At 61.6% G+C, this 10,541-nt stretch carries 13 protein-coding genes and 1 pseudogene; 1 reads left to right on the forward strand and 13 read right to left on the reverse strand.

The genetic code is table 11. The features are described from left to right. From Q0C48_RS09225 to Q0C48_RS09280, 12 genes and pseudogenes are all read right to left on the reverse strand, one after another. Window positions 1-449, reverse strand: a pseudogene (locus Q0C48_RS09225) (protein TolA); the annotation flags it as partial. Continuing rightward, on the reverse strand, window positions 446-856 hold the full coding sequence (tolR, locus tag Q0C48_RS09230) for a protein TolR (RefSeq protein ID WP_291523661.1): 411 nt from the start codon (window positions 854-856) through the stop codon (window positions 446-448). The gene tolR and the pseudogene Q0C48_RS09225, both read right to left, overlap by 4 nt. Then, window positions 853-1,554, reverse strand: coding sequence for a protein TolQ (gene tolQ, locus Q0C48_RS09235; protein WP_291523662.1), 702 nt, complete (start codon window positions 1,552-1,554; stop codon window positions 853-855). The genes tolR and tolQ overlap by 4 nt, the downstream gene beginning before the upstream one ends. Before the next feature lie 6 nt (window positions 1,555-1,560). Beyond that, the gene (gene ybgC, locus Q0C48_RS09240; protein ID WP_291523664.1) at window positions 1,561-1,983 is read right to left on the reverse strand and encodes a tol-pal system-associated acyl-CoA thioesterase; all 423 of its coding nucleotides are present in this window, start codon (window positions 1,981-1,983) and stop codon (window positions 1,561-1,563) included. After that, window positions 1,973-2,998 carry a Holliday junction branch migration DNA helicase RuvB gene (gene ruvB / locus Q0C48_RS09245; RefSeq protein ID WP_291523666.1) on the reverse strand — a complete coding sequence of 342 codons (1,026 nt, stop codon included), beginning with the start codon at window positions 2,996-2,998 and terminating at the stop codon, window positions 1,973-1,975. The genes ybgC and ruvB overlap by 11 nt, the downstream gene beginning before the upstream one ends. Before the next feature lie 39 nt (window positions 2,999-3,037). Beyond that, window positions 3,038-3,619, reverse strand: a complete 582-nt coding sequence (gene ruvA, locus Q0C48_RS09250; protein WP_291523667.1) for a Holliday junction branch migration protein RuvA — start codon at window positions 3,617-3,619, stop codon at window positions 3,038-3,040. 30 nt (window positions 3,620-3,649) lie between these two features. Then, entirely contained in the window at window positions 3,650-4,198 is a 549-nt protein-coding gene (gene ruvC, locus Q0C48_RS09255) for a crossover junction endodeoxyribonuclease RuvC (protein WP_291523669.1), read from the reverse strand. A 34-nt stretch (window positions 4,199-4,232) separates the two neighbouring features. Continuing rightward, complete coding sequence (locus tag Q0C48_RS09260; protein WP_291523671.1) at window positions 4,233-4,985, reverse strand: YebC/PmpR family DNA-binding transcriptional regulator; 753 nt, start codon at window positions 4,983-4,985, stop codon at window positions 4,233-4,235. Window positions 4,986-5,061: 76 nt separating this feature from the next. After that, the gene (locus tag Q0C48_RS09265) at window positions 5,062-5,673 is read right to left on the reverse strand and encodes a lysophospholipid acyltransferase family protein (protein ID WP_291523673.1); all 612 of its coding nucleotides are present in this window, start codon (window positions 5,671-5,673) and stop codon (window positions 5,062-5,064) included. A gap of 8 nt (window positions 5,674-5,681) precedes the next feature. Then, window positions 5,682-6,779, reverse strand: a complete 1,098-nt coding sequence (gene nadA, locus Q0C48_RS09270) for a quinolinate synthase NadA (protein ID WP_291523674.1) — start codon at window positions 6,777-6,779, stop codon at window positions 5,682-5,684. A gap of 86 nt (window positions 6,780-6,865) precedes the next feature. Beyond that, window positions 6,866-8,656, reverse strand: a complete 1,791-nt coding sequence (gene aspS, locus Q0C48_RS09275; RefSeq protein WP_291523675.1) for an aspartate--tRNA ligase — start codon at window positions 8,654-8,656, stop codon at window positions 6,866-6,868. Window positions 8,657-8,739: 83 nt separating this feature from the next. Next, a complete protein-coding gene (locus tag Q0C48_RS09280; protein WP_291523676.1) occupies window positions 8,740-9,000 on the reverse strand; it encodes a zinc ribbon domain-containing protein in 261 nt (86 codons plus the stop codon). A 110-nt stretch (window positions 9,001-9,110) separates the two neighbouring features. Here Q0C48_RS09280 and Q0C48_RS09285 point away from each other — a divergent pair, with 110 nt between their 5' ends. Beyond that, window positions 9,111-9,767, forward strand: a complete 657-nt coding sequence (locus Q0C48_RS09285) for a MarC family protein (protein WP_291523679.1) — start codon at window positions 9,111-9,113, stop codon at window positions 9,765-9,767. Between the two features lie 27 nt (window positions 9,768-9,794). Here Q0C48_RS09285 and Q0C48_RS09290 read toward each other — a convergent pair whose 3' ends face one another. Next, entirely contained in the window at window positions 9,795-10,115 is a 321-nt protein-coding gene (locus tag Q0C48_RS09290) for a DUF202 domain-containing protein (RefSeq protein ID WP_291523681.1), read from the reverse strand. Between the last annotated feature and the right edge of the window lie 426 nt (window positions 10,116-10,541).

A 10,541-nucleotide genomic window follows, 5' to 3' on the forward strand; every position in this document is an offset into this window, starting at 1 on the left:
GCGGCTTTGTCGGCCGCCCGTTGCGCGGCTTTCTCCTGCGCTGCGCGCGCCGCCAGTTCCTCAGCCCGCTTCTCGGCAGCCTGTTTTTCCGCGGTGATCTGCGCGGCCTTCTGCGCTGCGGCCTTTTCTTGTGCCGCCTTTTCCGCGGCCATCTGTGCGGCGCGGGGTGGCGGCGGAGTGGAGGGCTTGGGTTTCGGTACAGGTACCGGTTTGGGTGTGGGTTGTGGTGCTGGTGCGGGCTGTGGCACGGGTACTGGTTGTGGCGCGGGTACTGGTTGCGGCGCCGGTGCCGCAGCCGGTGGCATGCCGCTGCTCAGTTGTGCCTGCATCGGGGTATCCCCGGTGCTGCTCGGCACGTTCATGTGAAAGCTCCAGAACAAGGCCACCAGTATCGCGCTGTTGAGCGCAATAGCCAGCACCAGCGGCCAGATCCGTTTGCGTTCTTTCAATGTCCCTCCGGACGGGTCAGCAGGCCGACATGGGAAATGCCCGCCTCCTGCAAACGCGCCATGACCGCCATGACCTTGCCGTAATCCACATGCGCATCGCCGCCCACCAGCACCTGCACCTGATTGTGGCTGGCAGCGGCAATATGCCGCACCGTCGTCGCGAGGTCATCCAGGGCGACAGCACTGTGGTGTCCCTTGTATTGCACCGAGATACTGCCCTGCCGCGTCAGCGAAATCAGTACCGGTGGTGTCTTATCCGATACCGGCTTGGTCACGCCCTTGGGCAAATTGACGTTGACGCCTTGGGTCAGCAGCGGCGCCGAGAGCATGAAAATCACCAGCAGCACGAGGGTCACGTCGATGTAGGGGACGACGTTCATCTCCGCCATGAGACGCCGTCGTTTCATGGCTTCGTCTCAGGCACCTGCCGATGCAGGATGTTGGTGAATTCGTCCATGAAAACCTCGTACTGCGCGTCGAGTTTGTCCAGTTGATGGACATAGCGGTTATAGGCCAGGGTTGCCGGGATGGCGGCGAACAGACCTGCCGCGGTGGCGATGAGGGCTTCGGCGACGGGGGGTGCTACCGTCGCCAGGGTGGCTTGTCCCGCTATGCCGATATGCATGAAGGCGGTCATGATGCCCCAGACGGTGCCGAAAAGGCCGATAAAAGGGCTTACGGAGGATACGGAGGCAAGAAAGGCGAGGTTGTTTTCCAGGCGCCCGACCTCGCGCATCTGGGCCACCCGCATGGCGCGTCGCGCTGCATCGAGGGCGTCGCTGGGGCGAATCTTGTTGCGCTGGCGCTGGAATTCTTCATAACCGGCACAGAAGATGCTGCCGGCCCCCGTTTCCAGATCGCTGTTACCGGAAACGTGCTGGTAGATCTGGCTCATCTCGCCGCCGCTCCAGAAGCGCTTCTCAAAGCGCTCCAGGGCGCGGTGGGCGCTGGCAAAGACGGCCCATTTCTGGAAGATGATGGTCCAGGAGGCGACGGAGGCGATAAGCAGGATGACGAGGATGCCCTGCACGATCCAACTGGCGTTCATGACCAGATGGCCCAGGGAGAGGGACTGCGCACTATTGGCGATGCTATGCGGATCCATAAAATCTCACGGCTGAACAGAAAGCGGGACGGCCTGCAACAAGTCTGCAGGGATAACGTGGGGACGAAAACGGGCCACATCGAGGCAGACCACTTCCACCTCTCCGCTACAGAGCATCCTGTCCCCGACAGCGATGATTTGCTGAAAACCCATACGCACGGGGCTCTTGCTCACGACCCGGGTTTCCACACGGAGCAGGTCATTGAAGCGGGCCGGGGCGCGGAAGTCCAGACGAGCGCGGCGCACCGCAAAAATGATCCCCGCATCCTGCTCCAGTACATCCAGTTCATAACCCCGTTCGCGCAGCATTTCGGTGCGGGCGCGCTCCATGAAGCGTAAGTAGTTGGCATGGTACACCACCCCGCCATGATCCGTATCTTCATAATAAACGCGAACGTGGAAGGTGCTGTCGGGATCATTAGCCAGCATCGAAAAGCCCCCCAGGCTCCTTGGGGGCCGTCAGGCCCAGGGCGAGATAGCTGAGTTCCGTTGCGCAGCGTCCGCGCGGGGTGCGAATCAGATAACCGCGCTGAATCAGAAAGGGTTCCAGCACATCTTCGATGGTGCCGCGCTCCTCGCCAATGGCGGCCGCCAGACTCTCCACCCCTACCGGCCCGCCCGCAAAGCGCGCGATAACGGCCTGGAGCAATTTGCGATCCTGGCCATCGAAACCGTGTTGGTCCACCTCCATGAGGGTCAGGGCGGCCTGCGCCGTCGCCATGTCAATTTCACCGTTACCGCGTACCTGGGCATAGTCCCGCACCCGGCGCAGCAGGCGGTTGGCGATGCGCGGCGTGCCCCGCGCGCGCCGGGCGATCTCCTGCGCACCTTCCAGGGCTTGGGGGGTGCCGAGAATCTGGGCGGAGCGGGTGACGATCTGGGTCAGCTCGGCGTCGCTGTAGAATTCCAGATGAAAACTGATGCCGAAGCGGTCCCTTAAAGGCGAGGTCAGCAGCCCGGCACGGGTGGTGGCGCCAATCAGGGTAAAGGGGGGCAGGCTGATTTTGATGGAGCGCGCTGCAGGTCCTTCGCCGATGAGGATGTCCAGTTCGTAGTCTTCCAGCGCCGGGTAGAGGATTTCTTCCACCACCGGGCTGAGGCGGTGAATTTCATCGACAAAAAGCACGTCGTGGGGTTGCAGGTTGGTGAGGATGGCGGCCAGATCGCCTGGCTTGTCGAGCACGGGGCCGGAGGTGACCTTGAGGCCCGCGCCCATCTCCTGGGCGATGATATGCGCCAGGGTGGTTTTGCCGAGTCCGGGCGGGCCGAAGAGCAGCACGTGATCCAGCGCTTCGCTGCGCCCCTTGGCGGCGTCGATATACAGACCCAGGGACTCCCGCAGTTTAGCCTGCCCGAGGTACTCCGCCAGCCGACGCGGACGCAGGGCATGGTCTACCGCATCGTTGTGGGCTTCCTGGGGGTTGAGAGGGCCTCTATCCATCATCCTGATCTGACCATCGGCGCGCTGGCGGGTTCCAAAAAATCAATGACGTGACAAATGTTGCAGCGACTGGCGGATGAGGTCTTCCAGACCCAGACCTTCCGCCAGGCCGGCTATGGCCTGGCTCGCCTGCGCAGGCTTATAACCTAAAGTCAGCAGTGCTGCAATGGCTTCCTGACGGGGGTCGCCGACCGTGCTGCACCCCACCGGTCCCGGCGCGATGCCACCCATCTTGTCGCGCAGTTCTACCACCAACCGTTCAGCGGTTTTCGGGCCGATGCCGGGGATGGCGGTAAGTTGCGCCGTGTTGCCCTCGGCCACGGCCTGACTGAGCCGCTCCGCAGACAGACCAGAAAGGCAGGCCAGCGCCACCTTGCCGCCGATGCCGTTGACCCGGATCAGCAGGCGAAAGGTATCGCGCTCCGCTATGGTCATGAAACCATAGAGTAAATGGGCATCTTCGCGAATGGTGAGGTGGGTGTAGACGGTCAGTGCCGCACCCTCGGCAGGCATCTGATAAAAGCCGGACAGGGGCATCTCCAGTTCATAGCCGACCCCCTGCACGTTGAGCCAGAGCCAGGGCGGACGCCGCTGCAAGATAGTACCGGTGAGCGAGGTGATCATGACGGGGCGGCCCTCTGGTCGTAACGGGGTTCAGCGGCTGTCAGCGAGCTGCCAGCGTTGCCGGGTGCTGGCATGATGGGCATGACAAATGGCGCAGGCCAGGGCATCCGCAGCATCCGCTTGTGGGTTTTCGCTGAGTTTCAGGAGCCAGCGGACCATGCTCTGCACCTGCTCCTTGGCCGCATGGCCACCACCGACGGCGGCTTTTTTGATCTGCAGTGCCGTGTATTCATGTACGGGCAACCCGGCTTCCAGCAAGGCGACCAGTGCTGCTCCCCGTGCCTGCCCCAGCTTGAGGGCAGAGTCGGCATTGCGCGCCATGAACACCTGCTCAATGGCGGCGACATCGGGCTGTGTGTCGCCGATGACCTGTTTCAGTTCGCGGTAGATGGCACCGATGCGCTCCAGAAAGGGCTGCCCCCCCACATTCAGGCAACCGTGGGCCACATGCCGGAGCTGGCCAGCCGCGTCGGATTCAATAATGCCGTAGCCGGTGCGCAAAGAACCGGGATCAATACCGATGATCCGCACCGCGGTCTTCGGCAGGGATGCCGGCGATGCGCCCGCATTCAGCGCCATGGCTGCGGTATCCGCCAGAAGCGCCGCCGCGGGTTCAGGAGGCCGCTTCCAGACGGGCCATTTCCTCGTCACTGATCTCGTAGTTGGCGTAGACGTTTTGTACGTCATCATTTTCTTCGAGGAAATCGATGAGCCGCAGCAATTTCTCCGCCTCCTCACCGCTGACTTCGATCGTATTCTCCGGAATCATCGTCATTTCACTTTCTTCCGGCTTGAGCCCCGCCGCTTCCAGGGCCAGAACCACGCTGTGAAGATCCGATGGGGCCGTATAAACGGCGATCCGCTCGCCTTCATTGACCACATCTTCAGCACCTGCTTCCAGTGCCGCTTCCAGAATCCGGTCCTCGTCAGCATCCGCCGGGAAAACAATCAGGCCAAGCTTTTTAAACTGATAAGCCACCGAGCCTGCCGTACCCATATTGCCGCCGCGCTTGGAAAATATGTGGCGCACTTCAGCGACGGTACGCACCTTGTTGTCGGTCATCGTCTCGATCAGGATGGCGACACCGCCGGGGCCATAGCCCTCGTAGGTGACTTCTTCGTAGTCCACACCTTCCAGCTCGCCGGTGCCGCGCTTGATCGCCCGTTCGATGGTATCTTTGGTCATATTGGCCCCGTAGGCCTTGTCCAGGGCAAGACGCAAGCGGGAATTACTGGCCGGGTCACCGCCGCCTGCCCGCGCCGCCACCGTGATTTCGCGGATGAGGCGGGTGAAAATCTTGCCGCGCTTGGCGTCCTTCAGCGCTTTCTTGAATTTGATGGTGGACCACTTACTATGCCCGGACATGACGCACTCCCTGTAACTATCACTGGATTATTCTGCCAAAAATATCGCCTATGGTACCGCAAAGGCGGGGATGCCGTCATGCGAGGGTGGCGATGGCACTCATGGTGGCGCCGAGCACCTCGGCGGCGCTGACATCGCGATGAAAATGCAGGGGCACGCCATAACGCAACAGGGGCCGCTGCCGGTGCAGCCAGGTGGCGAGGTCGGACCGGCCTTGCCGCGCGCCACTGATATGGGCCGGCACCACCGGGGCGGCACTTTCCCGCACTAGCCAGGCAACGCCTTTCTGGGTCTGATCGCGGTTGATCCCACCTTCGGGAAATATGCCCAGCACCCGTCCGTCTTCCAATAACCGTCGCGCCTGCAGGAGGGCACTTACGTCACGGCGGTCGCGGCGTACGGGGATGCTATAGGTCTGCTCCAGCAGGCGGCGCATCCAGGCGTTGTCGTAATATTCCTGGGCGACCAGAAAGGAAATCATCCGGCGGTTGCTGGCTACCAGGAACAAGGGATCGAGCACGGAGACGTGGTTGCAGGCGAGGATGGCTGGCCCGGTTTCGGGAACGCTGCTGGGCTCCCAGTGCCCCCCCTGATAAAAGCGGGTGTAGCCGTAAAGCAGGGCATGCAGGCCGCGCTGGGTAAAGGACCATTCCGTTGCCCGGTCGGCCACCGCAGACGGTTGCCCCATGGTGTCCGTCAGGAAACCGCCAGCATGCGTTCGAGCGCCAGGCGGGCCTGGGCGGCGGTCTCCGGGTCTACCTGAATCCGGTTGACTACCTGGCCCGCAAGAAGATTTTCCAGCGAACGCGCCAGTTGCTCCGGATCAATGCGGAACATGGTGGAGCACATGCAGACCATGGGCGACATGAACTCCACGGTTTTGCCCTCCGCGCGCACCTCGTCGGCCAGACGGGTGACCAGATTGATTTCTGTGCCTACCAGCCACGCACTGCCGGGCGGCGAAGCCTTGACCGTGCGCAGGATGAAATCCGTGGAGCCGACGGCATCGGACCGCTCGCAGACTTCAAAAGACGCTTCCGGATGGGCGATCACCTGCCCCTGGGGATGCACGCGGCGCCAGCGTTCGATATGGGCTGGCTGAAACATCTGGTGGACGGAACAATGTCCCTTCCAGAGCAGGATTTTGGCACGGCGGATTTCTTCCGGCGTGAGGCCACCCAGCGGCAAGTTGGGGTCCCAGACCGGCATGTCGCGCAGGGGAATACCCAGTTGATGCCCGGTCCAGCGTCCCAGATGCTGATCGGGGAAGAACAGGGCCTTGGGACGTTGCTGGAAAGACCAGTCGAGCACTTTGCGGGCATTGGAGGAGGTGCAGACGGTGCCGCCGTGGACGCCGCAAAAGGCCTTGAGCGCGGCCGAAGAGTTCACGTAGGTGACGGGGGTGACCTCCCGCTCCACATCGATCACCGTTGCCAGCTCCTCCCAGGCACGCTGCACCTGTGGCATATCGGCCATGTCGGCCATGGAGCAGCCGGCATTGAGGTCCGGCAGGATGCTGGCCTGTTCCGGACGGCTGAGAATGTCGGCCACTTCCGCCATGAAGTGAACGCCGCAGAAGACGATGAACTCGGCCTCCTGCTCAGCGGCAGCGCGGGAGAGTTGCAGGGAGTCGCCATGAAAGTCGGCATGGCGATAGACTTCTTCGCGCTGATAGTGGTGGCCGAGAATGACCGCACGTTTGCCCAGCGCGGCCTTGGCCCGCCGAATCCGTGCGTCGAGCTCCAACCCATCACTACGCCGGAGTCCCTGAACCATCACCGTTTCCACACCCATAACTGACCCTCTCAGGCGCTATTGCGCGTGCATAACTGCTCGATTACGTTACGAAGTCGCCATCCGTTCGTCAAGCTGTACCCGTCTCAGGGGTTCTGTACCCCGGCTCCGACTCCGGGACGCAGGCGGATGCCCAGTTCCTGAAGCTGCTTGTCGGCTACCGTACCGGGGGCTTCGGTGAGCAGGCAACCGGCCTTTTGCGTCTTGGGGAAGGCGATCACGTCACGGATGGTGTCGGCGCCGCACAGGAGCATCACCAGTCGATCCAACCCGAAAGCCAAGCCGCCGTGGGGTGGGGCCCCATAATGGAGGGCGTCGAGCAGGAAGCCGAACTTATCCCGCGCCTCTTCCGTACCGATACCGAGGGCGGCGAAGACCTTTTCCTGTACCGCCTCCTGGTGGATGCGGATACTGCCGCCGCCGATTTCGTTGCCGTTGAGCACCAGGTCGTAGGCCCGCGCCAAGGCGTTGCCGGGATCCTGGCTGAGGGTTTCCAGGTGTTCCGTCTGCGGCGCAGTAAAGGGATGATGGGTGGAGGTCCAGCGGTCTTCCTTGTCGTCATAGTCGAACATGGGGAAGTCGGTGATCCAGACGGGGCACCATTCGCCTTCCAGCAAACCCAGATCGGTGGCCAGACGGTTGCGCAGATTACCGAGGGCTTCATTGACGATTTTGGCCGTATCGGCGCCGAAAAAGAGGATGTCGCCCGCCGCCGCGCCGCAACGCCGAAGAATTTCCTGCAAGACGTTCTCCGGCAGGAACTTGACGATGGGGGATTGCAGGCCTTCGTTGCCCTGATCCAGGGCATTCACCTTGATCCAGGCCAGACCCTTGGCCCCGTAGATGGCGGTGAACTGGGTGTAGGCATCGATTTGCGCCCGGCTGAGCTGGGCGCCACCGGGTACCCGCAGGCAAGCCACCCGTCCATGCGGACGTTCGGCGGCTTCGCGGAACACTTTGAAGTCCACCGTACCCATGAGGTCGGTGAGTTCGGTCAGCTCCAGCGGATTGCGCAGATCAGGGCGGTCGACGCCAAAACGATGCATGGCGTCCCGGTACGTCATCCGCGGGAAGGGATCGGGAAGTTGCACGCCCAATACCTCAGCAAACAGCCCGCGAATCATCGGCTCGGCAATCCCCATGACGGCCTCTTCATCGACAAACGAGGCCTCGATATCGATCTGGGTGAACTCCGGCTGGCGATCGGCGCGTAAGTCCTCGTCGCGGAAGCATTTGGTGATCTGATAATAGCGGTCCAGTCCCGCCACCATCAGCAGCTGCTTGAACAGTTGCGGACTCTGGGGCAGCGCGAAAAAGTGTCCCGGCTGGGTGCGCGACGGCACCAGATAGTCACGAGCGCCTTCGGGGGTGGAACGGGTGAGGACGGGGGTTTCCACGTCGATAAAGCCGGCACCGTCCAGATAGCTGCGCACGAAGCGGGTGACCTGATGGCGCAGACGCAGACGATGGAGCATTTCCGGGCGGCGCAGGTCGAGATAGCGGTATTTGAGCCGCAGATTCTCCGCGATGTCTTCCTCATCCAGGGGGAAGGGGACCGGCTCGGATCGGTTGAGTATGCCGATGCGCGCTGCCGCCAGTTCGACCTTGCCACTGGGCATCTGGGGATTCTCGGTACCCGTGGGACGGGCACGCAGGACACCCTCCACCTGCAACACGAACTCGCTGCGGCACTCGTTGGCGGCCGCGAAGGCGTCGACCTGATCCGGATCGGCGACAACCTGTACCAGACCTTCGCGGTCCCGCAGATCAATAAAAATGACGCCGCCGTGATCGCGCCGCCGCTGCGCCCAGCCGCAGAGGGTGACCGTTTGGCCAATCAGGCCTTCGTGAATGCCGTTACAATAGTGTGTCCGCATGCTGCGTCCCGTATGAGTCAATAAGAAAAGGGCCGCCCGACCGGGAGGCCCGCGCACAATCTAGCCTTGCCGCGCGCGTTACGTCAATGACAGGCGCAGCCCCCAGCGGGGCAGGATGGCGCAGCGGCAACTTCCGGCGTGCTCTCGCCAGCCTTGCTGCCGCCACCCTTGAAGTCGGTCTGGTACCAGCCGGAGCCCTTCAGGGCGAAGCCCCCGGCGCTGAGCTGCCGCTCCAGCCCCGGCTTGCCGCAGTGGGGGCAGCTGGTCAGACGGGGATCACTCATGCGCTGCTCGGCGCTCAGATGGTGTCCACAGTCCTTGCATACATACTCGTAAGTTGGCATCGTATCGACTCCGTATTGGGTTGTAACTTCAAAGATGCCTATTAAATACGTCTTCACGCCGCAATTTTCAAGGGCCTTGCGTCGGAACCGGCCTGGTAAGGGAGGCGCGGATGCTCGTCGGCACTGAACTGCACAGCGCCTTGCAGACCCTCATCGCATTGCTCGCCATTCTCAACCCTATTGGCGCCATCCCGATTTTCATTGCCCTGACCGGCGACGAAGATACGCAACAGCAGATCGCTACGGCGAAGCTGGCATCCCGTGCCGTAGCCATTGTTCTGCTCACCTCGGCGTTTCTTGGAGAATATATTCTGCAATTTTTCGGGATCAGCATCGCCGCCTTTCAGGTGGCGGGCGGCATGGTGCTGATGATGCTGGCTTTTAACATGTTGCAGGCCAAGTCCAGCCGCTATGTCCACACCCCGGAGGAGGCTGCCGAGGGTATGCAGAAAGAGGATGTTGCCGTGGTACCGCTCGCCATTCCGCTGCTGGCGGGGCCGGGCACCATGGTCACCGTGATCATCGCCCATCACAAAAATGCGTCGTGGCTGGCCAGCGGCCTGCTGATCGTCGATATATTGCTGATTGCCGGGGGGGCCTATGGGGCGCTGCGCCTGGCGCAGCCCCTGTCACGTCGGCTGGGGGTAGCAGGCATCAACATCTCTACCCGTATCTTCGGGCTGGTGCTCGCCGCCATTGCCGTGACCTTTATCGCCAATGGTCTGGCGGCGCTCTTCCCTGGGCTGGTACACGTCCGCGTTCCCTGAGCGCGATGCCAGCCAGATGCGGGAATCTCAGGGCGTGATGGCGCTGCCGTTGTGGTCGTCCAGTGCCGTGTTTTCGGCAACAATCATGGTGCGATAGTGGCCCAGCGTGTGCAGGTAGCGCTTGAGGCCCGTCAGCCAAAGAACCGAACCCAGCATCAGCGAAATGTAACCGATGGTGGACCAGATGTCGGGACCAAAAAAGCGGATGAAAGTCAGGCCAGCAAGAACCAGCGTCAACGATGTTCGTGTGTACGCCAGAAAAGTCCGTTCATTGGCCAGCACGGTCCTGTCCAGGGCGAGCCAGTCCCGCAGAATGAATTCGCGGGGGTTAAACCTGTGGTAAGGCATGTTGCTCAAATTCAGTTGTCCTTCATTACACTTTGCATACCAACTTTCCGGACCTCACCCTTCCGCAGTGCAGCCCATCCTGACGGATAAGAATACTGCAGGCACCTATACCGGTTAAACTGCATGTCTACTTATATGGACTTCATTACATTTAATAATTAATAGACGAAAAAAGGATGTCATTGAGCACCTTGCCGTGCCGCGGCCATCCCAGGGTGGAAGAACTTCTTCATGCGGGCGCGTAAAGTACTGGCAGTCGTACTCTGAAGGATAGCCCTTTTCATGGGGCGCTTGCTGATTCGCGCTGTCTGATTTTCGCTGTCTCGTGCCTTTCCGGTGGTGCACAAAAGCCATCAGTCCCGGCCCGAAAACGCATTTTCTCGGGACGCGGCAATCATCTAATATGCGCAGTGTCCCCACTGCTCC

It is taken from the genome of Acidithiobacillus sp., assembly GCF_023255755.1.
Taxonomy (GTDB): domain Bacteria; phylum Pseudomonadota; class Gammaproteobacteria; order Acidithiobacillales; family Acidithiobacillaceae; genus Acidithiobacillus.

Bases quoted from the DNA above. Each gene is read 5' to 3' on its own strand.
- tolR (WP_291523661.1), bottom strand. From the start codon at position 856: ATGAAACGACGGCGTCTCATGGCGGAGATGAACGTCGTCCCCTACATC.
- tolQ (WP_291523662.1), bottom strand. From the start codon at position 1,554: ATGGATCCGCATAGCATCGCCAATAGTGCGCAGTCCCTCTCCCTGGGC.
- ybgC (WP_291523664.1), bottom strand. From the start codon at position 1,983: ATGCTGGCTAATGATCCCGACAGCACCTTCCACGTTCGCGTTTATTAT.
- ruvB (WP_291523666.1), bottom strand. From the start codon at position 2,998: ATGATGGATAGAGGCCCTCTCAACCCCCAGGAAGCCCACAACGATGCG.
- ruvA (WP_291523667.1), bottom strand. From the start codon at position 3,619: ATGATCACCTCGCTCACCGGTACTATCTTGCAGCGGCGTCCGCCCTGG.
- ruvC (WP_291523669.1), bottom strand. From the start codon at position 4,198: ATGGCGCTGAATGCGGGCGCATCGCCGGCATCCCTGCCGAAGACCGCG.
- Q0C48_RS09260 (WP_291523671.1), bottom strand. From the start codon at position 4,985: ATGTCCGGGCATAGTAAGTGGTCCACCATCAAATTCAAGAAAGCGCTG.
- Q0C48_RS09265 (WP_291523673.1), bottom strand. From the start codon at position 5,673: ATGGGGCAACCGTCTGCGGTGGCCGACCGGGCAACGGAATGGTCCTTT.
- nadA (WP_291523674.1), bottom strand. From the start codon at position 6,779: ATGGGTGTGGAAACGGTGATGGTTCAGGGACTCCGGCGTAGTGATGGG.
- aspS (WP_291523675.1), bottom strand. From the start codon at position 8,656: ATGCGGACACACTATTGTAACGGCATTCACGAAGGCCTGATTGGCCAA.
- Q0C48_RS09280 (WP_291523676.1), bottom strand. From the start codon at position 9,000: ATGCCAACTTACGAGTATGTATGCAAGGACTGTGGACACCATCTGAGC.
- Q0C48_RS09285 (WP_291523679.1), top strand. From the start codon at position 9,111: ATGCTCGTCGGCACTGAACTGCACAGCGCCTTGCAGACCCTCATCGCA.
- Q0C48_RS09290 (WP_291523681.1), bottom strand. From the start codon at position 10,115: ATGCCTTACCACAGGTTTAACCCCCGCGAATTCATTCTGCGGGACTGG.